The organism is Halomonas sp. CKK8 (genome assembly GCF_029625235.1).
Lineage (GTDB): Bacteria > Pseudomonadota > Gammaproteobacteria > Pseudomonadales > Halomonadaceae > Halomonas > Halomonas ventosae.
On sequence record NZ_CP121193.1, the window covers coordinates 3,165,559 to 3,190,609 of the forward strand.

The following is a 25,051-nucleotide window of genomic DNA, read 5'->3' on the forward strand; positions in this document are numbered from 1 at the left end:
ATGGATCCCATCATCGTGCTGGTCGTGCTGGTCGTGCTGATCACCATCGGCTTCCCGATCTTCCTGGCCCTCGGCCTCTCCGGCCTGGTCGGCCTCTACATGGCCCGCGGCTCGCTGGCCTTCTTCTTCGCGCCCTCGTCGCTGTTCGGCCAGCTCAACGCCTTCGAGCTGATCGCCCTCCCGCTGTTCATCCTGATGGGCAACTTCCTGGGCGCCACGCCGGTGGGCTCGAGCCTGTTCACCGCCGCGGTGCGCTGGCTCAACTGGCTGCGTGGCAGCCTGGCGATCTCCTCGGTGGGGGCGTCGGCGATGTTCGGGGCCGTCTCGGGGGTGAGCCTCGCCGGCGTCGCCGCGGTGGGCTCCATCGCCGTGCCGCAGATGCTGGCGCGCGGCTACAGCCGCTCGCTGGCCGCCGGTGCCGTGGTCAGCGCCGGGGCACTCGCCATGCTGATCCCGCCCAGCGTGCCCTTCATCATCTACGGGGCGGTCTCCAGCGTCTCGGTGGCCGACCTCTTCATCGGCGGCATCGTGCCCGGCATCGTGCTGGCCCTGGCGCTGTCGCTGTTCATCTACCTCCGCGTGCGCCTCAACCCGGCCGAGGCACCGGCAAGCGACGAGCGCTTCACCTGGAAGCAGCGCTTCCAGAGCCTCGCCAATATCTGGCACGCCGCCCTGCTGGTGGTGGCCGTACTGGGCTCGATCTACTCGGGCCTGGCCACCCCCAGCGAGGCGGCCGGCATCGGCGCTGCCGGGGCCTTCCTGATCGCCACGGTGGTGTTTCGCAGCCTCAGCTGGAAGAAGTTCCTGTCGATACTCGCCACCACCGCCCGGATCAGCGGCGCCATCCTGCTGATCATCGGCTGCGCCAAGATCTTCGGCGACTACCTCAACATGGTGCGGGTCCCGCAGCTGCTCACCGAGGCCCTCACCGCCACCGGCCTGCCCGCCTGGGCGATCCTGGTGGCGGTGATGCTGCTGCTGATCCTGCTCGGCATGATCGTCGACGCCGTGTCGCTGATCGTGGTGACCACCCCGGTGCTGCTGCCACTGATCACCGCGCTGGGCTATGACCCGCTGTGGTTCGGCATCGTCATGGTGCTCAACCTGGAGATCGCCGTGGTCACCCCGCCGGTGGGGCTCAACCTCTATGCACTGCGCGGGGTCTGCCCTGAACTCTCGGTGGAGGAGATCATCAAGAGCGCCCTGCCCTTCGTCGCCGTTCAGTTCCTCGTGCTGATGCTGTTCGTGTTCTTCCCCGGCATCAGCCTGTGGTTGCCGGGACTCATGTAGCCCCGGTGTTTCAACGTCAGTGACGTGAATCGTCATAACCGACCGTCGCAACGGTCCATCACAACGGCCCATCACAACGGTCCATCACAACAACAAGCAGGAGACTCACCATGACTCTGTCCCGTCGCCAAGTCCTGAAGTACGGCACCTTCGCCACCGCCGGCGCCACCCTATTCGGCACCCAGAGCCTGCTAGCGCCCCGCAGCCACGCCGCCACCACCCTCACCGGCGTCACCTACCTGCCCGACTCCTACAAGGCGCTGACCTACGGCTCCAACCGCTTCGTGGAGATGCTCAAGGAGAACGGCGGCGACGCCCTCTCGGTGGACTTCTACGACTCCGGCCAACTGCTCAAGGTGGACGAGCAGCTGCCGGCGCTGCGCGCTCGCAGCATCGACTTCATGTTCCATACCTTCTCCTACGTCACCCGGTCGATCCCGATCCTTGGCGTCACCGGCCTCCCCGGGGTGGTCGGGGAGCTCTACCGCCACCCGGAGCGCCTGCGCCAGGGCAGCCCGCTGATGGAGCTGATCAACGAGGTGCTGGCCGAGGACAACCTCTACATGCTCACCTCCGGGGGCGGCATCCTCGAGCCGGAATACCTGTGGAGCACCGAGGCGAGCCCGATCCGCCGCCTCGACGAGGTGCGCGGCAAGAAGGTGCGCATCGTCGGCTTCGAGGCCACCCAGGCCTTCGAGCCCTACAACGTGGGGGCGACCCGCATTCCCTCCTCCGAGACCTACATGGCCCTGCAGCGGGGCACCGTGGACGCGGGGGTCTTCAACATCTCGACGGTCATCGGCCGCAGCCTCCAGGAGCAGCTCAAGGTCTGCTACAAGCTGCCGATCACCGGCTTCTCGGTGGCGCCCTTCATGCTGCGCGACACCTGGGACAACCTCGACGACGACGTCCGTGCCGTGTTGCAGAAGGCCGCCGACTGGTACGACGCCAACTTCATCGAGCACTGCAACAACGACATCTACCCCAACGAGTACTGGCCCCAGGTCGAGCAAGCGGGTGTCGAGATCGTCGAGCCCACCGAGGAGGACCTCGAGACCTTCAATGCCGGCGTCCAGGATGTCTGGGACCACTGGAAGGGCGAGGTCGGCGAGGAGGTCGGCAGTCGCGCCATCGCGCTGGCCCTGGGCGAGGCCTGAGGGAGAGTGCCATGACGATGACTGCCCTGCGCGGCTGGGACGGCCTGCTGGCCGTCCTGCGCTGGACGTCAATGGCGGTGCTGGTGTTCATGATGGCGTCGATCTGCTACGACGCCATCATGCGCTACGTCTTCACGGCCCCGACCAGCTGGAGTCTGGAGATCAACTCCTTCCTGCTGGTCTATCTGGCCGTGATCGGCGCCGCCGAGGCGCAGCGCCACGACGCCCATATCCGCATCACCTACTTCAAGGACAAGCTGCCGTGGCGGCTGCGCGGTGCCATCGACCTGGCCACCGGGCTGCTGGGAGTCGCCTTCTGCACCATCCTGGTGTGGCGCGGCGGCATCATGGCCCTGCAGGCGCTGGAGTACGGCGAACGGGTCTCCAGCTCGCTGGGCACCCCCATGGTCTATCCCTATGCGCTGCTGCCCATCGGTTTCGCCGCCCTGGGCCTGCAGTTCCTGATCGATGCCGGCTGCGCCCTGTTGCGCCTGCGCCATGGCCACGACGAGGAGGTGACCTCCGATGGCTGACACCCTGAGCCACAAGCTGATCCGCGACCACCTGGTGGGCGGCGAGATGGTGCCCGGCCGCGAGATCGCCCTGCGCATGGACCAGGCCCTGCTGCAGGACATCCTCGGCACCCTGGTGATGCTCGAGCTCGACGCCATGGGCCTCGAGCGGGTGCACACCTCGCCCAGCGTGCAGTACATCGACCACACCCTGATCCAGCAGGACAACATCAACGCCGATTCCCACCTCTTCCTGAAGAGCGCCTGCGAGCGCCTGGGGGTCTGGTACAGCGGCCCGGGCAACGGCATCAGCCACCCGGTGCACATGGAGCGCTTCGGCGTGCCCGGCCATAGCCTGGTGGGCTGCGACAGCCACACCACCGCGGCCGGGGCGCTGGGCATGCTGGCCATCGGTGCCGGCGGCATCGAGGTGGCCATGGCCATGGCCGGCCAGCCGCTCTACCTGCCGATGCCGGAGATCATCGGCGTCTACCTCGAGGGCAAGCTGCCCGAGTGGGTGAGTGCCAAGGACGTGATCCTCGAACTGCTGCGCCGCCACGGGGTCGCCGGGGCGAAGAACTGCATCCTCGAGTATCACGGCCCGGGCCTGGCCACGCTCGACGCCATGGACCGCCACGTGCTGGCCAACATGGGCACCGAGATGGGTGCCACGGCGAGCGTCTTCCCCAGCGATGAGGTGACGCGCGACTTCCTGCGCTCGCGGGGCCGCGAGGCCGACTGGATATCGCTCGCCGCCGACCCGGGCTGTCGCTTCGATCGCACCGAGCGCCTCGACCTCTCGCGTCTCGAGCCATTGATCGCCCTGCCCTCCAGCCCCGACCGGGTGGTGGCGGTGGCCGAGGTCGCGGGGCAACCACTCTACCAGGCCTATATCGGCTCCTCGGGCAATCCCGGCTATCGCGACATCGCGGTAGTCGCCGAGATCGTCAAGGGCAGGAACGTGGCCGGCAACGTCTCCCTGGACGTCAATCCCTCGACCCGGCGGATCCTCGCCGCGCTGATCGACGAGGGCCACCTGGGCGCCCTGGTCGCCGCCGGGGCCCGCCTGCACCAGCCCGGCTGCAACGGCTGCATCGGCATGGGCCAGGCCCCGGCGGCGGGTCGCAACAGCCTGCGCACCGTGCCGCGCAACTTCCCCGGGCGCTCCGGCACCCGCGAGGACAGCGTCTTCCTGTGCAGCCCCGAGACCGCCGCCGCCTCGGCGCTCAGGGGCGTGATCACCGACCCGCGCACCCTCGACATGCCCTGCCCGCGGCCTCGCGAGCCCGCCGACATGGCCCTCGACGATGCCTGGTTCCTGCCGCCCTTGCCCGCCGACCAGGCCCGCGGCGTCGAGCTGCTGGCCACCGACAACACCCCGCCACTGCCGTTGATCGCGCCGCTGCCGGAGACCCTGGAGCTGCCAGTGCTGCTGGCGGTGGGCGACAACGTCTCCACCGACGACATCATGCCCGCCGGCGCACGGGTACTGCCGCTATGGAGCAATGTCCACGCCTCGGCGGAGCACCTCTTCGAGGCCCTCGACCCCGACTACGTCAGCCGCGCCCGCGAGCAGGGCGACGCCGGCCACGCCATCGTCGGCGGCGCCAACTATGGCCAGGGCTCGAGCCGCGAGAATGCCGCCCTGGTGCCGCGCCTGCTGGGCCTGCTGGGCCTGCAGCTGGTGATCGCCGAGAGCATCGCCCGTATCCACTGGCAGAACCTGCCCTGCTTCGGCGTGCTGCCGCTGACCCTGGCCGACCCGGCCGACCGGGCGCGGCTGACCCGGGGCACCCGGGTGCGTATCGAGGGCTGGCGCGAGCAGCTCGCCGCCGGCCGCGCGGTCACCGCGACCCTGGACGACGGCAGCCCCCTGGCCCTGGTCCATGAGCTCAGCCCCCGCCAGCAGGCGATCCTCGCCGCCGGCGGGGTGATCAACTACCTCTCCTCTCCACCATGAACGACGAGATCGCTGACATGACCCTACTCACGCCCCCCGAACGGGTCGACATCGTCGAGGTCGCCCCGCGCGACGGTTTCCAGTCGATCCGCGAGCCGCTGCCCACGGACGAGAAGATCCGCTGCATCCAGCTGCTGATCGAGGCCGGCGTCACCCGCATGGAGATCGGCTCCTTCGTCAGCCCCCGGGCCATCCCGCAGATGGCCGATACCGGGGCGCTGGTCGCCGCCTTCGCCGACCGGGCCGCCATGCGCTTCTCGGCCCTGGTGCCCAACCTCCGGGGCGCGGAGCTGGCCCTGGCCCAGGGCATTCGCGAGCTGGTCTTCGTGGTCTCGGTCTCCGAGTCCCACAACCAGGCCAACGTGCGGCGCAGCGTGGCCCAGTCCCTCGAGGACCTCGCCCGTATCGTCGAGCTGCTCGAGCGCGAAGGCAACGCCTGCCTGCGCCTCGACCTGGGCACCAGCTTCGACTGCCCCTACGAGGGCACCATCGCCTGGCACCAGGTCGACGACGTGCTCTCCCGGGCTCGTGCCCTGTGCGGGAACCTCCACCTGGAGGTCGCGCTGTGCGACACCACCGGGCGCGCCACCCCCTACCAGGTGGCCGAACACTTCCGCCAGCTGGTCGCGCGACACCAGGGGCCGCGGCTGACCTGGGCCTTCCATGGCCACGACACCTACGGCATGGGCGTGGCCAACGCGCTGTTCGCCATCCACCACGGCGCCACCACGGTGGATACCGCCTGCGCCGGGCTGGGCGGCTGCCCCTTCGCCCCCGGCGCCACCGGCAACACGGCCACGGAAGACCTCGTCTACGCCCTCAACGGGGGCCAGGTCTACAGCGGGATCGACCTGTCGCGGCTGCTGGCGGCGGCCGATGCCATCGCCGCCCTGCCAGGGGGACAGACCGCCAGCCATCTGCGGCAGGTGCCCCGGGACCGGGTGGCCTGAGCCGCCGTGCCGGTCGTCCTGCTCGCCACCACCCTGGTGCTGGCCTTCTCCTCGCTGGTGGCGCTGTTTCCCGCCGCCATCGCGCCGGAGGTGGCCAGGGCCCTGGGGGTCTCCTCGGCCACGGTGGGCCTGCAGGTCAGCCTGATCTTCGCCGGCGCCATGCTGACCTCGCTGGTGGGTGGCCCCCTGACCCGGCGCCTGGGCCCCTGCCGCACCAGCCAGCTCTCGCTGGCCCTGCTGGGCGGCGGCGCCGGGCTGCTGGCCATCCCCACCCTGCCGAGCTTCGCCGTCGCCTCGCTGGTGGCCGGCCTCGGCTATGGCCTGACCAACCCCTCGGCCTCGCTGCTGCTGGTGCGCTTCACCCCGCCCGGGCGGCGCGGGCTGATCTTCTCGCTCAAGCAGTCCGGTGTGCCCCTGGGCGGGGTGATCGCCGGCGCCAGCGCCCCCGCCCTGGCGCTGCTGATCGGCTGGCAGGCGGGGTTGCTGGTGCTCACCGGCCTCGCCCTGGCCGGCATCGCCGCCCTGCAGCTCGCCCGGCCGCGCTGGGACGACCAGCGCGACCCCCACACCCCCTGGCTGGCCACGCCCTTCGCCGGGCTCGCCGTCGTCTGGCACCAGCGTTCGCTGCGCCACGTGGCGCTGCTCAGCCTCTGCTTCTCGGCGATCCAGCTGTCGGTCTCGGCCTTCACCGTGGCGCTGCTGGTGGAGGACCTGGCCTTCGGCCTGGTCGAGGCGGGGCTGGTGATGTCCGGCGTGCAGGTGGTCGGGATCGTCGGGCGCATCGGATGGGGCTGGGTCGGCGACCTGCTGGGCGACCGCCTGACCGCCCTCGCCCTGATCGCCTGCACCACCGCGGTCGGCGCCCTGCTGGTGGCCACCATGACGCCGGCCTGGCCCAGGCCACTGGTCACCGGCCTGCTGTGCCTGCTGAGTCTCTCCTCGCTGGGCTGGAACGGCGTCTTCATGGCCGAGATCACCCAGCTGGCGCCGGCCGAGCGCATCGCCGATGCCGCCGGCGGCTGCCTGGTCTTCACCTATGGCGGCGTGCTGCTCGGCCTGCCCCTGTTCACGGCGCTGCATGGCCTGTTTGGCCGCTACACCCCGGTCTTCGCCGTGCTCGCGGGCATCGCCCTGGTCGGCCTCTGGCTGATCCGACAGGCCCGCCTCGCCGCCCGCCGCGAGGCCGCCGGGCCGTCGCCCTCCCCGGCGACGCCGGGCGCGAGCCAATGATTCAGGGGTACCTTCCGGTCGCGACTCCATCACCGGGCGGTGCCCACCCCACGGCCTGGCGACCCACGGCCTGGCGACCCGCGGCCGGCAACCTCATGGTCGGCACCCCCCGACGTGTCGCGGTGGTCGACATGAACGTGATGTCCGGGACGGTCACCCACGGCCCCTCCGCATCGCCATCCGGTTCCGGGACGTCGGGCACCACCGGGTGGGTGAACGCCATGACCTGGGGGGCCACCAGGATCACGGCCTCGGCCCGCAGCGCCAACGTGATGGCGTCGCCGGCTCGGCTGTCGATGCGCACGGGCATGCTCTGCCCTGGCAGGCGCAGCTCGAGCATGCCGAGGAAGCGGCGATCCTGGACATCATCGAGGTAGACCCGCGTCAGCCGCCCCCCGGCCGCCGCCACGAGATCACCGAAGAGCTCGGGCATGTCGGGACGTGGTGGCTGTCTGCCCCGCCACCCTCGCAGCACGGCCACGAACTGGAGCGGCCCCAGGAATACCGGCAGCACCCGCTGCGTATCCGGTTCCCGCAGCAGCACCACGGGCCGCCCCATCGGCAGGGCGATCCCGGCCGAGGAGACCTCCACCTCGACCATCTCGGCAACCTCCGCGCCCAGAGGCCGGGCGACCGCCGCGCCGGGACCGACCAGCAGGCATGCGCCGGCCAGCAGGCAGGCCAGCAGCCCCCTCACCGGGCGGATACGCATGGGGACTCCTCGGCCATCGGCCGGTCGCGGGAACACCTCTCCAGCATGGCAGTCCCGGCCGATCACGGCGAGCGCCCGACCCGGCGGGCGCCTCGGCCGGTCCCGATGGATGGTGCAACGCGGGCGTGATGCCCGGCATCAGCGCCTGCTGGCGCGTCAGGACTTGCCGGCGGTGAAGCCGCCATCGACCAGCAGGTGGGCCCCGGTGACGAAGCTGGCCTCGTCGCTGGCCAGGAACAGGAAGGCGTTGGCGATCTCCGCCGGGCGGCCCAGGCGGCCGATGGGATGCAGGCCGATCAGCCCCTGCAGCATGTCGTCGTCCAGGGCCTCGAGCAGCGGCGTGTCGATATAGCCCGGGCCGATGGCGTTGACCCGCACGCCCTTCGGCGCCGCCTCGATGGCCAGGGTCCGGGTCATGTTGACCACCCCGCCCTTGGCGGCGGTGTAGGCGACGGTCTGGGACTGGCCAAAGACCCCGAGGATGGAGGCGCAGTTGACGATGCTGCCGCCGCCCTGGCGGTACATCACCCGCAGCGCGGCCCGAGCCACCCGGAAGACCCCGTTGAGGTTGATGTCGATGACCTTCAGGTACTCCTCGTCGTCGAGCTCGTCGGTGGGGCAGATGCCGCCGATGCCGGCGTTGTTGAATACCGCCTCCACGCTGCCGAGCTCGGCCACGGTGTCCGCGAACAGGCGGTCGACCTGGGCGGTATCGGTGACGTCGCACGCCTTGAACAGGCAGCGGCCGTCGTGGCGGTCATCGAGCCGTGCGGCCTGCGCCTGGCCGTCGCCGCCCTCGAGGTCGGCGATGACCACGCTGGCGCCCTCCTCCAGGCAGCGCTCCACGCTGGCCAGGCCGATGCCGCTGGCGCCGCCGGTGACGATGACGTTCTTGCCCTTCATGCGCATGGTGCTTCTCCCTGTCGATGGCCTTCCGGCGCGACGAATGGCCCGCCGGTGCGCCCCCAGTGTAGCCAATCGCCCCAGCGCGGAAACCCCGCATCGCCCCGGATTCCGGCACGTTCTCAGCGTGTCTTGACCCGCATCAACTCCTCCCAGCGGGTGGTGTAGCGTGAGGTGCGCCGCTCGCAGCGCATCGCCCAGGCAGTGCCCCGGCGCGGCAGGCCGAAGCGCACGGTATCGCGGCCCATCTCGCGGTTGAGCCGGTCCACCGTCGCCATCAGCCGCTGGCTGCGCCCGCGCGCCGCCTCGCTGCGGGGCGCCAGCAGCGAGAGCTGATGGCGGTCGGCCTCCACCAGGTCGAGCAGCATCACCCCGCACTTCTGGTAGCGCACGCCCTCGAGGAAGATCGCTGCGAGCCCCCGGGCGGCGGCCTCGAGCAGCTCGCGACTGTCGTCGCTGGGTGCCGGCAACGGCACCACCACGCTGTTGCGGTACTGGCGCTCGCCGGCCAGGTGCGGGTTGCTGCGCACAAAGACCATCAGCGCCCGGGCCTGGCTGCGCTGGCCACGCAGCTTCTCGGCGGCCCGGGCGGCGTGCTGGCGCACGGCCTCCTGCAGGTCCGGGAAGGCGCCGGTCAGGCGCCCGAAGGAGCGCGAGACCATGATGCGCTGGCGTGGCTCATGGAGGTCATCGAGGACGATGGCCGGGCGGCCGCGCAGTTCCCAGACGATGCGCTCCAGCACCACCGAGAAGTAGCGCCGGACCTGCTTGGGGTCGGCCTGGCGAAGCTGCCAGGCGGTGTGGATCTCCATCAGCGCCAGCCGTTCGGCGGTGCGTCGCGCCACGCCCCACAGCTCGGTCACCGGCAGCCCCTCGAGCAGCGCCCGGGTGGCGGGCCCCTCGGCCTCGAGCAGGCAGACGCCCTCGTAGGCCGCGAGCGACTTGGCCGCCCGGTTGGCCACCTTGGCCAGCACCCGGGTCGGCGCCAGCCCCACGCAGACCGGGATGCCGGTGTCGCGGCGCACCGTCTCACGCAGCCGCTGGGCATGCGCCTCCAGACCGGCCGGGGCGAAGCCGGAAAAGCCCACGAAGCTCTCGTCGATGGAGTAGGCCTCCACGTCCGGCGAGAACTCGTCAAGGATCAGGTTGACCCGGCGGCTCATGTCGCCGTAGAGCGCATAGTTGCTGGAGAGCAGCACCGCCTGGCGGCGGATGGCCGGCGGCAGCAGGTGCATCGGCGCGCCCATCGCTACGCCCAGCGCCTTGAGCTCGTTGGAGCGCGCCACCACGCAGCCGTCGTTGTTGGAGAGCACGCCGACCGGACGTCCCTCCAGGCGCGGGTCGAAGACCCGCTCGCAGCTGACGTAGAAGTTGTTGCAGTCGACCAGGGCGATCACGGCCCGCCTCCCGGCAGGGCATGGAGCACATGGGTGACCACGCCCCACACCTCGCACTCGCGGCCCGCCAGGGGGATCGGCGCGAAGCGCGGGTTGCTGGCCACCAGGAAGGTCTGCTCGCCGCGGCGCTCCAGGCGCTTCACGGTGGGCTCGCCATCCACGGCGATCACCACCACCCGCCCGGGCAGCGGCTCCAGGCTGCGGTCCACCACCAGCAGGTCGCCGTCGTGGATGCCGTCGCCGAGCATGGAGTCGCCCTCGGCCCGCACGAAGTAGGTGGCGGCCGGGCGGCGCACCACATGGGCGTGCAGGTCGATCTCCACGTCCAGGTGGTCGTCGGCGGGGCTCGGGAAGCCCGCCCGCACCCGGCACCCCATCAGCGGCTGGGCCGTCTCGCCAGGGAACGGCGCGGCGCGGCCGATCACCCGAGCCGTGGTGGACAGCGGCGACATCATGGGCCCCTCCCTCGAATACTGTACATATGGACAGTATTCGACACTTCACCCCTGCCTGGCAAGCCCTGCCGGCACCGGGGACGCGTGCTACCGTGAAGGAGCCACCACAGGCAACAATCACAAAGCACCCTCACTAGAAACGATCACCAGGACGCCCGCCATGCCCCATCCGCTGCTCTCCCGCCAGCCCTTCACCGCGAAGGGCAAGGTGGTCTCCGCCCGCGAGGCCGTGAACCTGATCCGTGACGGCGATGCCCTGGCGACCGGCGGCTTCGTCGGCATCGGCTTCGCCGAGGGGCTCGCCGTGGCCCTGGAGGCGCGCTTCCTGGAGACCGGCGAGCCCCGCGACCTGACCCTGATGTATGCCGCCGGCCAGGGCGACGGCAAGGAGCGCGGGCTCAACCACCTGGGCCACGAGGGGCTGGTGGCGAAGGTGATCGGCGGCCACTGGGGGCTGGTGCCCGCCCTGCAGAAGCTCGCCATCGAGGGGCGCATCCAGGCCTGGAACCTGCCGCAGGGGGTGATCTCGCACCTCTTCCGCGACATCGCCGCCGGCAAGCCCGGCACCCTGACCCGGGTGGGCCTGGGCACCTTCGTCGACCCGCGCCTGGGCGGCGGCCGGATCAACGACGTCACCCTCGAGGAGCGCGTCTCGCTGCTGCCCATCGACGGCCAGGAGTACCTCTTCTATCGGGCCCTGCCGCTGCAGGTGGCGCTGCTGCGCGGCACCACCGCCGACACCCTGGGCAACGTCAGCATGGAGCGCGAGGCCCTGACCCTGGAGGCACTGGCCATCGCCACGGCAGTGCGCAACTCCGGGGGCGTGGTGATCGTGCAGGTGGAGCGCCTCGCCGAGCACGGCACCCTGCACCCCAAGGACGTCAAGATCCCCGGCATCCTGGTCGACTGCGTGGTGGTCTGCGAGGATCCCGCCCACCACTGGCAGACCTTCCGCACCGCCTACAACCCGGCCTTCTCCGGCGAGATCCGCGCGCCCATGGCGAGCCCCGAGCCGCTGCCGCTCTCGGTGCGCAAGGTCATCGCCCGGCGCGCGGCCTTCGAGCTCAGGCCCAACAGTGTGGTCAACCTGGGGATCGGCATGCCCGAGGGCGTCGGCGCGGTGGCAAGCGAAGAGCGCCTGCTCGAGCACCTGACCCTGACCGCCGAGCCCGGGGTGATCGGCGGGCTGCCGGCCGGCGGGCTCGACTTCGGCGCGGCGCTGAACACCCAGGCGATCATCGACCAGCCGGCCCAGTTCGACTTCTACGACGGCGGCGGGCTCGACATCGCCTTCCTGGGCATGGCCCAGGTGGACGGCGCGGGCCACGTCAACGTCTCGCGCTTCGGTCCGCGGCTGGCCGGCGCCGGCGGTTTCATCAACATCAGCCAGAATGCCCGCAAGGTGGTGTTCATGGGCACCTTCGTGGCCACCAGGGAGGCGCTTGCCATCGTCGACGGACGGCTCGAGGCACCCCCCGGCGGCCAGGGCAAGTTCGTCGCCGAGGTGGAGCATCGCACCTTCAGCGGGACCCTGGCCGCCGCGGACGGCAAGCCGGTCTGCTATGTCACCGAGCGGGCGGTATTCGAGCTCACCCCGGAGGGGCTCGTCCTCACCGAGATCGCCCCGGGGGTCGACCTGGAGCGCGACGTCCTGGCGCTGATGGCCTTCACCCCGCGGATGCCCGAGCCGCCCCGGCTGATGGACGCGCGCATCTTCCGCGAGGCACCCATGGGGCTCGCCGAGGAGCTGCTGGAGCGGCCCCTGGCGCAGCGCTTCAGCCTCGACGAGGAGGAAGGCATCCTCTTCATCAACTTCGAGCACCTGCGCATCGCCTCCCCGGAGGACATCGACGCAATCGAGCAGGAGGTCGAACGGCGTCTCGCCCCGCTGGGCCGCCGCGTCCAGGCCATTGTCAACTACGACCACTGCCGCATCGACGACGCCCTGCTCGCCCCCTACACCGAGATGGTGCGCGGCCTCGAGCAGCGCTTCTACACCCGGGTGACCCGCTACACCACCAGCGGCTTCATGCGCCGCAAGCTCGGCCACGCCCTGGAGGCGCGCGCCGTCTCGCCGCACATCTACGAGAGCGCCGAGGAGGCCCGCCAGCACCTGAAGGAATGACGGCCCGGGAACGAAGGAGGCGGCCCCGTGGGGCCGCCTCGCTCGTGGTCAGGAAGGGGACGCGGGCATCAGAAGCGCACGTCGACTCCCAGGGTGGCACGGTGGTCCTCGTAGTCGTCGTTGTCGAAGGTGCCATCGTAGTTCAGCGACACGGTGGTCGGCATGCCGCCGGTCTCGAAGCTGCCATCGAACCCGATGCCGGCGCGAATGTAGTCGCTGTCGCGGCCGTCGATGGGCGTGACGAAGGGCACGGCGCCACCGGTGAAACTGGTGTCGACGCTGGTCCCGTCATCCTCGAACTCCTTCACCCAGTGCACGTGGGCGGTTGGGCGCAGGAAGCTGTCGTCGCGCACCACGGGCATGGAGACCTCGCCACCCAGCCAGAGGGTGCTGGACTCGAAGTCCATGTCGTCCACGGACATGGAGAGCACCCCGGCACCGCTCTCCTCGTAGCCGTCGACCTCCAGGTCGAGGTACTGGTAGCGGGCACTGGGACCGGCGATCACCGGGCCGAGCACGAAGTTGTAGCCGCTGCGCAGGGCAAGGCTCAGCTGATTGCCGTCGGTGCTGCTCTCGGCCCGCTCGCTGACGGTGTCGCCGATGACGATGTTGCGCTCGTTGTCGTAGTCGAGCCAGGAGTAGCCGAGCACCGCATCGCCGTAGAGGCCGGTGGCACCGCCGTAGCCGCCGAAGGCCATCAGCGAGGTGCCGTCGACCTCGAGCGTGCCGCGGCCATCCTCCACGTCGCCGTCGTTCTCGCCGTAGGCCACGGCAACACCGGCCCTCAGTTCGTCGGTGAAGCTGTAGTCGGCGCCGACGGTCAGCGAGTACCCGGAGTAGTCGGCCCCGGCGCCATTCTCGGTGCGGTCAAGATCACCGGTGGAGGCAGAGCCGGAGAGGAAGACGGTGGAGCGCTCGCTCGCCGCGAAGGTAGCATCGCCGTTCTCGTCGAACGCCATGGCCACGTCGGCGGCCGAGTCGGTGGCCGCCATCATGGCGTAGTCGGCCTGGCCGCTGATGTTGGCCTGGGTGCCGGTGACCTGGGTGACGCCCAGGGCCGGGTCGCGGACGGAGTCCAGGTGCTGAAGGATCCCTTCCATCTTGTCGCGGCCCAGCAGCATGCCCTGGGTGCCGTAGTTGCGCAGGTAGCTGGTACCGGCACGCTCCAGCGCCTGCTGGCGAGCGGCCACCGTCGGTAACTCCTCGATGGCAGTGATGACGGTCTGGTATTGCTCGTACTCCGGCTTCAGGTTGCCCTGCGCATCATAGAACTTGAAGGGAATCTCGGTGGAGTCCAGCGAGCCGGCGACCGCGAACTGGTAATCGGTGGCCGCCGCGGTGACGATGGGCGAGAACATCGGCACGAAGCGCACGGTGAACTCGCCCAGGCTGATATCGCCGATATCGAAGGAGTAGTTCAGGTTGGCGTTGGCCAGGTCCTCGATGACGTCGGTGTAGTGGTTGCCATCGGCCAGCAGCTGCTCGACCAGGGCAGGGTCCACGACGTTACCATCACCATCCAGCCAGGCATCGCCGGCCTTCCAGTAGAGCAGCGTGGTTTCCGCATCCACCGCCTCGGGATCCCCCTCGAAGAGGCCCGTCGGCACCTGGGTGATATCCAGCATGCCATCACCGAACAACGTCGCATACGCCCCGAAGATGCCCTCCGTGGTGAGCGTATCGTAGGCCTCGCCGACCTCGACCGCATTGCCCTCGGCATCCACGGGCACGAAGACGAACCCGGACCGCTCGGGGTCGGTGAAGAAACCGGCATCGGCATCCGCCCCGCCATCACCGAACAGGCCACCGGGGAAGAAGGCGCGCTGCAGCGGCGTCTGGCCGGGATCGCCCCCATTGCCTTCCCAGGTGGAAGTTTGGCTGTCCAGCAGCTCGACCACCTGATCCATGGACAGGGGTTCGCCGGAGGCGGTCGCCGGCACGAAGTCCTCCCCGGAGCCGGTACCCACCACGACCTTGAAGCCGGTCATGCGCACACCGGTCCGGTTGGTCAGCTTGCCGTAGTTGAAGTACTCGGTGGTGCCGCTGCTCGAGCTGACGTTGTAGACGGTATCGAAGGCGCCCAGGCCGGTCAGGTTGTTCTTGACCCGCTTGCTCGACCCCTTCGGCGAATCACAGGTCACATCACGGCTGGAGAGCAGGCAGTTTTGCACGCCTGAGAGTCCAAGTTGATCGGTATCGAATTCAGTATTCTCGGTACCGGTGACGGCCTGGACCCCCGGAGCCGGGAGACCGTCCGCTTCATCCACCAGGATGAAGCCATCTCCCAGCGTGGTCTGTAGCTCGGTGATCACGCCGGCCTGGGCGGTACCCATCAAACCGGCACAGGCGATGGCCACCACCAGCGGTGACCTGGCGAAGCGAATAGCGTTGTATTTCATGATATTACCCTTGAAAAACGCGAAAGCCCTTGCGGCTTTCCATAGCCGGGGAGTTGGCTCCCCACTCGATGGCAGTCTCTCCGCTCCCCAACGCGGTCCGACCGCCACCTTCCTGCCTGGTGACGGGTCACGCCGCCCAGGCGTGACACGCTGATAGTCCAATACCACGATCCAGATGACGCCTTTGTGACAGGCTACGACTCAGCCGCGCCCTGCACCGCCGCCCTGGTTCATCATGCGGCCACCACCCTGGCCGCCGCCGCCCTGGCCACCCGGGCTGCGCTGCTGCCGAAGGATCTGCTGGCGCATCTGCTGGCGATGCTGCTGGCGGATGCGCTGGCGCTCGGCATCGGAGCCGGCCCCCTGCATGCGCTGGTGGTACGCGCGGCGCTGCTGCTGGTTCATCATCGGGTAGCCGTAGATGCCGTCCGGGTCGAAGCCACGCTGCTCGGCGCGCTGGCGCATGAGGTTCTGGTGCTGGGCCTGGATGCGCTGGCGCTCCTCGAAGGAGTCTGCGTCGCGCATCCGTTGCTGGAACTGGTCGCGCTCCTGCTGGTTGAGCATCGGGCCGCCGTAGAGCCGCTCCTCGTCGGCGACGTTCTGGGCCTGGGCGAGGCCGATGGAGAGGCACAGCGCCGCCACCGGCAGGAGCCGCAGGCCACGCGTGATGAGGGAAATCGATGCCATGCTTACCTCTCCTGCTGGCGAACCAGCCAGAAACCGTATGGAATAACTACTGTACGTTTTAAGCATAGCCCAAGTCTAAAGTAGCAGCCATGGCTTTTGGGGTCAGGCGAAAGTAAGCGTCGCACTCCTTGATATGCGTCAAACCGGAAGGGGAAGCGAGTCCACGGGCCCCGGCCGGCCGAAGAGATAGCCCTGGAAGGCGTGGCAGCCATGCGCCACCAGCCAGGCCCGCTGGGCCTCGGTCTCCACCCCCTCGGCGATCACCTCCAGCTGCAGACTCTCGGAGAGAGCGATGGTGCTGGCGACGATGGCCGCACTGGCCTCGTCCTCCAGCAGGTCGCGCACGAAGGACTGGTCGATCTTGAGCTGGTCCAGGGGCAGGCGCTTGAGGTAGGAGAGCGAGGAGTAACCGGTGCCGAAGTCGTCCAGGGCGAAGGTCACGCCGTGTTCCCTGAGGCGCCGCATGGTCTCGCGGGCCTCGTCGCGATCGTGGACGAACAGGCTCTCGGTCACCTCGAGCTTGAGCCGCTCGGGGCGGGCGCCGGTGCGCGCCAGGGTGGCCAGCACCTGCTCGACGAAATCCGCCTCGCGGAACTGCTGGGGGCTGACGTTCACCGAGATCGTGAGGTCGGCCGAGGCGGGATCCCCGGCCCAGGCCACCAGCTGGCGACAGGCGGCCTGCAGCACCCAGCCGCCGATGGGCATGATCAGCCGGTTCTCCTCGGCCAGCGGGATGAACTCGCCGGGGGAGACCATGCCCCGCTCCGGGTGCTGCCAGCGCAGCAGCGCCTCGACGCCGATCATCCGCCGGTCGGCATCTACCTGGGGCTGGTAGTGGAGCAGGAACTCGTCCCGAGCCAATGCCTGGCGCAGGTCCGCCTCGAGCCGGGCCCGCGCGTGAAGCTGGGCCTGCATGGCCGGGTCGAAGAAGCGCAGGGTGTCGCGCCCGGCCCGCTTGGCCTGGAAGAGGGCCATGTCGGCCTGCTGGAGGATCTCGTCGAGGGTCGTGGCGTGATCGCGGTAGAGCGTGATGCCGATGCTGCCGGTCATCGTCACCGAGCTTCCGGCCAGGCCGATCGGTGCCTGGAGCACCCCGAGCAGCTTGTTGGCGATACGCTCGGTAACGGCCGCCACCCGCTGCGGGTCACGCCCCAGGTCATGCAGCAGCACGGCGAACTCGTCGCCGCCCAGCCGTGCCAGGGTATCGGAGGCGCGCAGCACACCGCCCAGCCGGCTCGCGACCTGCTGCAGCAGCTGGTCGCCGGCATGGTGGCCCAGGGTGTCGTTGACCTGCTTGAAGTTGTCCAGGTCGAGATAGAGCAGCGCGCCGAACTGGTCGCTGCGATAGCTGTTCTTGAGCGCGCCCTCCAGGCGGTCCAGCATCAGCCGGCGATTGGGCAGCCCGGTCAGGGGGTCGTAGAAGGCAAGCTGGTGGACCTCCTCCTCGGCGGCCTTGCGCTGGGTGATATCGCTGAAGGTGGCCACATAGTGGGTCAGCTCGCCGGCCTCGTCGCGTACCGCGCTGATGGTCAGCCACTCCGGGAACACCTCGCCGTTCCTGCGCCGGTTCCAGATCTCGCCCTGCCAGCTGCCGTTCTCCCGCACGCTCTCCCAGAGGTGCCGGTAGAAGGCCTCGTCGTGGCGCCCGGAGCTGAGCAGGCTCGGATTGCGCCCCAGCACCTCGGCCTCGGCATAGCCCGTGATGCGGGTGAAGGTATCGTTGACCTTGAGGATACGGCCCTCGGCATCGGTGATGACCATGCCCATGTGAGTCTCGAAGGCGGTGGCGGCGATGCGCAGCTGGGCCTCGGTGGCGCGGGACTGGGTCACCTCGCGCACCACGGCGAGCACCCCGCTGAAGCCCTCGCCCTCCTCGGCCAGCGGACTGATGATGGCCTGGAAGTCGCGGGGCACGCCGGCCAGGGTGACGCGATACTCGGTCTCCACCGGCTCGCCGGTGGCCTTGAGCTCGGCCAGGGCCTGGTCGAACCGTTGCGCCACGTCCGTCGACAGGACATCGCGGTAGTGACGCTGCAGCAGGTCATCGACATCCCCGACCAGCTGATCCGGGTCCAGGGCATGGACATAGACGAAGCGCCCCTCGGCATCGAACACGAAGATCATGTCCTGGATCGAGCCGACCAGGGCCTGCAGCCGTGCCTCGCGGTCCTGCACCGCCCGACGGGCCTGCTCACGCTCCACCAGACGCCGGCGCAGGTCGCCCTCCAGCCGCAGTCGTCCCATGTAATGGCGCAGCAGCCACCAGCCCAGCGCCGCCACCACCAGGAAGATGGCGCCCAGCAGCCAGAGCCGCTGCCACCAGCCGGCGAGCAGCACCTCGAGTTCCTCGCCGACCACCACCAGGAGCGGCAGTCCCTCGACCCGCTGCATGGCGTAGAGGCGCTCGCTGCCGTCAAGCGGCGAGGTGGTGCGCAGGGTCGTCGACGCCTCGCCGCCGTCGAGGAAGGCCCGGGTCAGCGGCTCGCTGACCGGGGTGCCGAGCACGCCCATGGCGCCCCTGCCATCGAAGGCCGGCCGCCGGGTGACCAGCCGCATCTCGGTATCGAGAATGGCAATGCTCTCGCCCCGGGTCATGTTCAGTCGCTCGAGGGCCTCGCCGAAGATGTCGGGATTGAGCCTGAGCACGGCCAGGCCCCGGAAGTCGCCATGCGGCCCGACCAGGCGACGGGCATGCGCCACATGGAAGTCCTGGCTGACGGCCGACCAGTAGAGCGGGGACACCCACTCCTGGCGGTCGGCATCCTGCTCGAAGGCCTGGAAATGGGGCAGGCCGGTGACGTCGAGCCCCTGTGGAAATGCCGGGTTGGCAGAGGCCCGCAGCCTCCCCCCGGCACTGACGATACCCAGGTCATCGATCAAGGCATGGCGATAGCTGTGCTGGCGAAGGAGTGCCTCTAGGGCCGCATCATTGCCGCGGCGTGCCAGCAATGCCTGTCCGAGAGGCGACTGGAACACCTGCACCAGGCTGGAGAGCGTGTGCTCGCTGACCTCGAAGGTACTGGCCACCCATTCGGCCACCAGGTCGGCCCGCGCGCTGGCACGCTCTCGCCCCACCTCGAGGTCACGTTGGTGCTGGTCCAGGAGGATACCGGCGAACAGCAGCAGCAGGGCCAGCAGGGCGAGCAGGTAGAGGGCGATGGCTCGACGCTGCGTGGCCCGATGGCCGTTCTCGGACGACGCCTCGTCGATAGGGGGCGACGCGTCACTCATGTCACGGGCAATCCTTGCGTTGAATCAAGAGAGTCAGTGTATCGGCTCGTCGCCAGGAATGCGCCCGCGGCCTTGGCGGTGCGCTTTCCTGCAACGCCCATTGAAGCAGACGTCACCGCGGGCCACCATGAGGGTATCCGCCGACCACCGGACGGCGTCGGGAAGGCCTGCCCATGGACGATGTCGCCAGCCAGTTCCTCACTGCCAACGAGCCCGCCATCCGCCTGGGCGTGGCCTTGCTGCTGGGTGCGCTGATCGGCATCGAGCGCGGCTGGGTGGCCCGGGCGCAGAAGTCCGGCGAGCGCATCGCCGGTATCCGCACCCATTCGCTGGTCGGGCTGCTCGGCGGCATCGCCGCGCTGCTCTCGGAGACCGTCAGCGACTGGGCCTTCCCGCTGGTCTTCGTGACCGTGGCCGGCATCAGTCTGGTCGCCTGGCGGGCCAAGCTCGCCGAGCAGCATGACTACAGCATCACCGGCCTGGTGGGCCTGCTGCTGACCTTCTGCTTCGGCGCGGTGGCCGTGGCGATCGACCTGGCCCTGGCCGCCGCCGGCGCGGTGATCACCGCGGTGATCCTCGACAACAAGCACGAGATCCACGGCCTGCTGAACAAGCTGCAGGCCCACGAGCTCGATGCCGGCCTCAAGCTGCTGCTGATCACCGTGGTGATGCTGCCGCTGCTCCCCGACCGCGGCATGGGGCCCGGCGAGGTGCTCAACCCCTACGAGATCTGGTGGATGGTGGTGCTGATCGCCTCGATCAGCTTCGTCGGCTACTTCGCCGTGCGCCTGGGCGGTACCGAGAAGGGCATCCTCTTTACCGGCCTGTTCGCCGGGCTCTCCTCCTCCACGGCGCTGACCCTGCACTTCGCGCGCACGTCGCGCCAGAGCCAGGAGATCGAGGCAATGCTCGCCGCCGGCATCCTGCTGGCCTGCGGCACCATGTTCCCGCGCATCCTGCTCTATGCCGCGGTGATCAGCCCCGGGCTGCTGCCGGCGCTGCTGCTCCCGGTCACGGTGATGGGGGTGATGCTCTACCTGCCGGCGCTCTACCTCTGGCGCCACCACCGCCATGCCCTCAGTGTCGACAGCCCGACCCCGATCCAGAACCCCCTGGAACTGCGCACGGCGCTGCTGTTCGGCGGCCTGCTGGCGGTGATCATGCTGCTCGGCGAGTGGCTGCGCGGCGTCCTGGGCGAGGCCGGCATCTACCTGCTGGCGGCCTCCTCGGGGGTGGCCGACGTCGACGCCATCACCCTGTCGCTGACCCGCATGTCGCTGGAGCGCATCGCTCCCTCCACCGCGGTGCTGGGCATCGTCATCGCCGCCGCGGTCAACAACCTCTTCAAGTCGGGCCTGGCCACCGTCTTCGGTACCCGACGGCTCGGCCAGCGGGTCGCCCTGCCGATGGTCGCCTCGATGGCGACAGGACTGGCGCTGGCCTGGTGGCTGTAGGGCCCAGACTCAGTCGTGGCTCGTCGCCAGCAGCCGCGCCTCGAGCCGTCGGGCCAGCCCCTCGGCGCCGTCCTGCATCACGGCGTGGTGGTTCCAGGCGAACAGCGGCCCCGCAACCGGGGCGAGGAGCGCCATCCAGCGCCGCACGGGGCGCACCCGCCACTCGTAGCGCACCCGGGTCACACGCCCCTCCTCGCTCAGCCGCCAGCGGCCGGTCCCCTGCACGTCGCCCCGGGCCACGCCCTCGATCAGCCGCCCCGGCAGGACACGGGTCACGCGGACCTCGAAGCGCAGCCGGTAGCCCAGCCGGCTCTGCCAGGTGGTGCGATAGACGCGGCCGATCCCCTCGCGGTTGCCCGGCGCCAGCTCCTCCACGGCACACAGGCTCTTCCACCAGGCCGGCCAGCACGGCGCCTCCGCGATCGCCCGGTATACCTCGTCGATGGGGGCCTCGAGCCACCAGGTCGTGGTGAACCGCAGCTCTGCCATGGGGGTAGGCTCCTGTGCAGCGTCCGGGGCGTCAGGGCGTGAAGAAGCCGCCCGGCAGGTCGGGATTGATGACGATCTCCTCCAGGTGCACCCGCTCGATCACCTCCCCCCAGCGGTCGCGGCTGATCACCCGGCGCGGAAACAGCGTCTCGGCGTCGAGCCACAGCTCGTAGGCGGCGATCGCCCCAATGCGATGCCCCGCGTCGCCCTGCACGACCAGGTGGTGGCTGCGCCGGCCATCGACCGGCGCCTCGCCCAGCAGGCGCAGCTGCCCCTGCCGGTGCAGCCGCTGGACGTTGCGCAACAGGGACGCGACGTCCGACTGGTCCACCCGGTGTCCCCGGGCGCTGCGCACCAGCGGGTTGAGCGGGCTGAGGGAGAGGCCGGCTCGCCGCTCGGGCGACCCGAAGGGCCACAGCCGGACCCGCCGGGTCTCGGGGCTGTAGATCACCACGGCCCCCGGATAGGGCGAGACCAGGTCCATGCGGATGAAGCCCGGGCGACGATAGGCATAGCGGATGACCTCCTCGCCGCGCCGTCCCTGGCTGCGCAGCACCAGGCGGTAGGCGTGCACCTGCTCGACCCGGGCCAGCGCCGCCGAGACCGGGTCGCTCGCCTGGCCGAGGGCCACCATCAGCAGCAGTTCCGGCAGCATCTCTCCCTCCTTGGCCTCCCTAGGCCGCGCCGGCGCCCAGCCGGGCCCGCTGACGCCGCCAGGCCGCAGGCGGCTGGCCGACTTCCCGGCGAAAGGCACGACTGAAGGCGGACTCGGACTCGTAGCCGACCTCCAGCGCAATCGAGGCGATCGGTGCGCTGGAGTGGCGCAGCAGCCCGGCGGCCACCTGCATGCGCCACTTGGCGAGGTAGTGCATCGGCGCGTGGCCGGTGAAGCGGGCGAAGCGCGCGTGCAGGGACGAGCGCGACAGGCCGACGTGATCGGCGAGCCGGTCGATCGTCCAGGCCTCGGCGGGCCGGGCGTGGAGCAGCGCCAGGGCACGCCCGACATAGCGGTCGTTCAGCCCGGCCAGCCAGGTCGGCGGCCCCTCGGGCAGGTCGTCGAGGTAGCGACGCACCAGCGCGACGAACATCGTCTCGCTCAGTCGCTCGAGCAGCGCCTCTCCGCCCGGGCGCTTGAGGGTCGACTCCGACAGCGCGAAGCGGATGAAGTGGGCGATCCAGTCATCGTCGTCGGCCTGCCCGGCAGGCACATGCAGCAGCTGGGGGAGGCTGGCGAGCAGCGGGTTGAAGGGGTGGGCATCGCAGCCGAAGAAGCCGCACACCAGGGTCGCCCCGTGCCGGTCGCTGGCCGGGTCGAGTCGCGACATCGACAGCGCGGCGCCGCGCTGGCTTGCGAAGAACGGCAGCTGCTCCGGGTGGGGCAACCCGTAGGGGCGCATGTCCACCTCGCCGCGCAGGCCCGGCTCGCTGGAGATCACATGGCGGTCGCCGTGGGGAAACATGACCACGTCGCCTGCCTGCAGCTGCACCGGGGCCTGGCCGACCACCATGGTCCAGCAGCTCCCCTGGGTCAGCACATGGTAGGCCATGACGTGCTCGATGCCCGGCATGATCAGCGCGGCGATGGCCCTCGCCGGGGGCGACTCGCTCACCCAGCGGTCATTGCCCTCGACATGGTAGAAGACCGCGCCCCGCAAGCGGATGCTGCGCAATACCTGGGACAGCGTGTCCTGACTCATGGCCACCTCGTCGGTGGGGGAAGGTGCGTCGAAGCCTGCATCACTGAGTATCGCGGACGATGCCCCCCATCGCCATGACAAACCGGATTCCCGGACAAGTCCGTCGGAGTCGGGGTCAGTCGCGCCATCCCCCGGCGTCGCATACTTCAGCAGTGGCCCTTGCCACCGTCGTGCCCCTGACCCGGAGAGACCCATGGAAACCCTGACCTATCGCACCCTGGACGGCCCCCTGGCCGCGCTGCCCCCCGAGGAGGCCGAAGCACTCGCCGCCGGCATCCGGGGTGGCGTCATCACCCCCGCCGATGTCGAATACGAGGACGCCCGCCGCGTCTGGAACGGCATGGTCGATCGCCATCCGGCATTGATCGCCCGCTGCCTGGGCAGCCAGGACGTGCGCCGTGCCATCGACTTCGCCCGCGACCACCGCATGCTGGTGAGCGTGCGCGGCGGCGGCCACCATATCGCCGGCAATGCCGTGGCCGAGGGCGGCCTGGTGATCGACCTCTCCGCCCTGCGGGGCGTGCGGGTCGACCCGCAGGGCCGGACCGCCCGTGTGGGCGCCGGCGCCCTGCTCGGCGACGTCGACCACGAGACCCAGGCCTTCGGCCTGGCCACGCCGCTGGGCATCAACTCCACCACCGGGGTGGCCGGCCTGTGCCTGGGCGGCGGATTCGGCTGGCTGACCCGCCAGCACGGCCTGACCATCGACAACCTGCTATCCGCCGACATCGTGACCGCCGACGGCCAGCTGCACGTGGTCTCGGCCAGCCAGGAGCCCGAGCTGTTCTGGGCCCTGCAGGGCGGCGGCGGCAATTTCGGCGTGGTCACCTCCTTCGAGTTCCGGCTCCACCCGGTGGGCCCCCAGGTGCATGCCGGCCTGGTGGCCTACCCCTTCGCCCAGGCCCAGAAGGTGTTGAGGGCCTGGCGCGACTTCAGCGCCGGGGCGCCGCGCGAGCTCAGCGTCTGGACGGTATTGCGCCAGGCACCGCCGCTGCCCTTCCTGCCCGAGTCGATCCATGGCCAGCCGGTGGTGGTCTTCGCCCTGGTGCACAGCGGCGCCCTCGAGGAGGGCGAACGCCTGGCGGCGCGGGTGCTCGAGTTCGGCGAGCCGGCCGGCAGCATGCTCGGCGTCCAACCCTATGCCGGCTTCCAGACCGCCTTCGACCCGCTGCTCACTGCCGGCGCGCGGAACTACTGGAAGTCCCACAACTTCCAGGCGGTCAGCGATGCGCTCATCGACACGGTGATCCGCGGGGCCGAGGCCCTTCCCGGGCCCGAGTGCGAGCTCTTTATCGCCCAGCTCGGCGGTGCCGCCGGCGAGGTCGCGGTGGCGGACACCGCCTACGCCGGTCGGGACGCCAACTTCGTGATGAACGTGCATGGCCGCTGGCAGGACCCTGCCGAGGATGACCGGGTGCGGGAGTGGGCGCGAGGCGTCTTCCGTGACACAGCCCCCTTCGCCACCGGCGGCGGCTACGTCAACTTCCTGACCGAGGATGAAGCGGGCCGGGTCGACAGCGCCTATGGCCAGAACTATGCCCGGCTCCAGGAGGTAAAGCGCCAGTACGACCCCGACAACCTCTTTCGCATCAATCAGAACATCGCACCCGCGCTGCTGGCCCGGACAGCATGACCCTGCCCGGGCCGGTATCCACTGCCGGCCCGGGCCCATCTCGCTCATCGCACTCGCTATACTAAGAACGTTCCCCAGACCGACCTACCCTGCCGGCACCGACACCTTGCCCCCGGCGCGGTGAGCGAGGCACACCCGATCGCGAGAGGTACTGCCATGTCCCCATGGGTCACCGCCGCGCTGCTGGCCTTGCTGCTGGTAAGCGCTCGGTCCCTCGCCGAGCAGGAGGAGCGGGCGGAGGCCGCCGCCGCCAAGGCCGAAGTGCTGGAGCGGGTCGTCGCCCCCGATGCCACGGCCACCCCGCCCGAGGAGCCGATCACCGAACGAGAGGTGCAGGCCGTGGATCCGGCGGGCAGCGACCCGCTGGAGGAGCCGATCACCTGCCTGGCGCGCAGCATCTACTGGGAAGCCAAGGGCGTGCCCGGCCGCGACATGGAGGCCGTTGCCAACGTCGTCATGAACCGGCTCGCCCACGAGGGCTTCCCCAACTCGATCTGCGAGGTGGTCACCGAGGGCTCCGAGCAGCCGCCCTGCCAGTTCTCCTGGTGGTGCGATGACCGCCCGGACGAGGTCGTGGAGCCCGAGGCCTACGAGGCCGCCAGGGAGGTCGCCCGACAGGCGATCAACCTGGAACTGGCCGACCACACCGGGGGCGCCCTCTATTTCCACCACCGGACGGTGTCGCCCGACTGGGCCAGCGTCTATCCCCGCACCGCCGAGACGGGGGAGTTCCTGTTCTACCGGCCCGAGGGCGGCATGGCCCGATAGCG

20 protein-coding genes are annotated in these 25,051 nt (G+C 70.0%); 10 read left to right on the forward strand and 10 right to left on the reverse strand.

Translation table 11 applies throughout. The features are described from left to right. The 6 genes from P8934_RS14970 (at window position 1) to P8934_RS14995 (ending at window position 7,099) form a co-directional block, all read left to right on the forward strand. Window positions 1–1,290 carry a TRAP transporter large permease gene (locus P8934_RS14970; protein WP_278031747.1) on the forward strand — a complete coding sequence of 430 codons (1,290 nt, stop codon included), beginning with the start codon at window positions 1–3 and terminating at the stop codon, window positions 1,288–1,290. Between the two features lie 110 nt (window positions 1,291–1,400). After that, entirely contained in the window at window positions 1,401–2,447 is a 1,047-nt protein-coding gene (gene dctP, locus P8934_RS14975; RefSeq protein ID WP_278031748.1) for a TRAP transporter substrate-binding protein DctP, read from the forward strand. An 11-nt stretch (window positions 2,448–2,458) separates the two neighbouring features. Beyond that, entirely contained in the window at window positions 2,459–2,980 is a 522-nt protein-coding gene (locus P8934_RS14980) for a TRAP transporter small permease (RefSeq protein ID WP_278031749.1), read from the forward strand. Next, on the forward strand, window positions 2,973–4,919 hold the full coding sequence (locus tag P8934_RS14985) for an aconitate hydratase (RefSeq protein ID WP_278031750.1): 1,947 nt from the start codon (window positions 2,973–2,975) through the stop codon (window positions 4,917–4,919). Before P8934_RS14980 ends, P8934_RS14985 begins: the two co-directional genes overlap by 8 nt. 17 nt (window positions 4,920–4,936) lie before the next feature. After that, window positions 4,937–5,869 carry a hydroxymethylglutaryl-CoA lyase gene (locus P8934_RS14990; protein WP_278031751.1) on the forward strand — a complete coding sequence of 311 codons (933 nt, stop codon included), beginning with the start codon at window positions 4,937–4,939 and terminating at the stop codon, window positions 5,867–5,869. A 6-nt stretch (window positions 5,870–5,875) separates the two neighbouring features. Then, the gene (locus tag P8934_RS14995) at window positions 5,876–7,099 is read left to right on the forward strand and encodes an MFS transporter (RefSeq protein ID WP_278031752.1); all 1,224 of its coding nucleotides are present in this window, start codon (window positions 5,876–5,878) and stop codon (window positions 7,097–7,099) included. A 1-nt stretch (window position 7,100) separates the two neighbouring features. Here P8934_RS14995 and P8934_RS15000 read toward each other — a convergent pair whose 3' ends face one another. The 4 genes from P8934_RS15000 to umuD all read right to left on the reverse strand — a co-directional run bounded on the left by P8934_RS15000 (window position 7,101) and on the right by umuD (window position 10,566). After that, window positions 7,101–7,811 (reverse strand): bifunctional nuclease family protein, encoded by a 711-nt coding sequence (locus P8934_RS15000; RefSeq protein ID WP_278031753.1) that lies wholly within the window; start codon window positions 7,809–7,811, stop codon window positions 7,101–7,103. 156 nt (window positions 7,812–7,967) lie between these two features. Beyond that, window positions 7,968–8,720 (reverse strand): SDR family NAD(P)-dependent oxidoreductase, encoded by a 753-nt coding sequence (locus P8934_RS15005; protein WP_278031754.1) that lies wholly within the window; start codon window positions 8,718–8,720, stop codon window positions 7,968–7,970. Between the two features lie 116 nt (window positions 8,721–8,836). After that, on the reverse strand, window positions 8,837–10,111 hold the full coding sequence (locus P8934_RS15010; protein ID WP_278031755.1) for a Y-family DNA polymerase: 1,275 nt from the start codon (window positions 10,109–10,111) through the stop codon (window positions 8,837–8,839). Next, the gene (umuD, locus tag P8934_RS15015; protein WP_133635802.1) at window positions 10,108–10,566 is read right to left on the reverse strand and encodes a translesion error-prone DNA polymerase V autoproteolytic subunit; all 459 of its coding nucleotides are present in this window, start codon (window positions 10,564–10,566) and stop codon (window positions 10,108–10,110) included. The genes P8934_RS15010 and umuD overlap by 4 nt, the downstream gene beginning before the upstream one ends. Window positions 10,567–10,726: 160 nt before the next feature. On the opposite strand from umuD, the gene P8934_RS15020 reads away from it, so the two are divergent. Then, window positions 10,727–12,691, forward strand: coding sequence for an acyl CoA:acetate/3-ketoacid CoA transferase (locus tag P8934_RS15020; protein ID WP_278031756.1), 1,965 nt, complete (start codon window positions 10,727–10,729; stop codon window positions 12,689–12,691). Window positions 12,692–12,759: 68 nt separating this feature from the next. Here P8934_RS15020 and P8934_RS15025 read toward each other — a convergent pair whose 3' ends face one another. From P8934_RS15025 to P8934_RS15035, 3 genes are all read right to left on the reverse strand, one after another. Continuing rightward, entirely contained in the window at window positions 12,760–15,090 is a 2,331-nt protein-coding gene (locus tag P8934_RS15025; protein ID WP_278031757.1) for a choice-of-anchor F family protein, read from the reverse strand. A gap of 201 nt (window positions 15,091–15,291) precedes the next feature. Continuing rightward, entirely contained in the window at window positions 15,292–15,777 is a 486-nt protein-coding gene (locus tag P8934_RS15030) for a hypothetical protein (protein ID WP_278031758.1), read from the reverse strand. 138 nt (window positions 15,778–15,915) lie between these two features. Next, a complete protein-coding gene (locus P8934_RS15035) occupies window positions 15,916–19,008 on the reverse strand; it encodes an EAL domain-containing protein (RefSeq protein ID WP_278031759.1) in 3,093 nt (1,030 codons plus the stop codon). Window positions 19,009–19,181: 173 nt separating this feature from the next. Here P8934_RS15035 and P8934_RS15040 point away from each other — a divergent pair, with 173 nt between their 5' ends. After that, complete coding sequence (locus tag P8934_RS15040) at window positions 19,182–20,462, forward strand: MgtC/SapB family protein (protein WP_278031760.1); 1,281 nt, start codon at window positions 19,182–19,184, stop codon at window positions 20,460–20,462. A gap of 9 nt (window positions 20,463–20,471) precedes the next feature. Here P8934_RS15040 and P8934_RS15045 read toward each other — a convergent pair whose 3' ends face one another. From P8934_RS15045 to P8934_RS15055, 3 genes are read right to left on the reverse strand one after another with little or no spacing between them, the layout of a single operon-like run. Further along, window positions 20,472–20,951 carry an SRPBCC family protein gene (locus P8934_RS15045; RefSeq protein ID WP_278031761.1) on the reverse strand — a complete coding sequence of 160 codons (480 nt, stop codon included), beginning with the start codon at window positions 20,949–20,951 and terminating at the stop codon, window positions 20,472–20,474. 31 nt (window positions 20,952–20,982) lie between these two features. Continuing rightward, window positions 20,983–21,606 carry a sigma-E factor regulatory protein RseB domain-containing protein gene (locus P8934_RS15050; protein WP_278031762.1) on the reverse strand — a complete coding sequence of 208 codons (624 nt, stop codon included), beginning with the start codon at window positions 21,604–21,606 and terminating at the stop codon, window positions 20,983–20,985. Between the two features lie 19 nt (window positions 21,607–21,625). Beyond that, window positions 21,626–22,648 (reverse strand): AraC family transcriptional regulator, encoded by a 1,023-nt coding sequence (locus P8934_RS15055; RefSeq protein ID WP_278031763.1) that lies wholly within the window; start codon window positions 22,646–22,648, stop codon window positions 21,626–21,628. Between the two features lie 193 nt (window positions 22,649–22,841). On the opposite strand from P8934_RS15055, the gene P8934_RS15060 reads away from it, so the two are divergent. Continuing rightward, window positions 22,842–24,281 carry an FAD-binding oxidoreductase gene (locus tag P8934_RS15060; RefSeq protein WP_278031764.1) on the forward strand — a complete coding sequence of 480 codons (1,440 nt, stop codon included), beginning with the start codon at window positions 22,842–22,844 and terminating at the stop codon, window positions 24,279–24,281. 156 nt (window positions 24,282–24,437) lie between these two features. Beyond that, entirely contained in the window at window positions 24,438–25,049 is a 612-nt protein-coding gene (locus tag P8934_RS15065) for a cell wall hydrolase (protein ID WP_278031765.1), read from the forward strand. The last annotated feature ends 2 nt before the right edge of the window (window positions 25,050–25,051 follow it).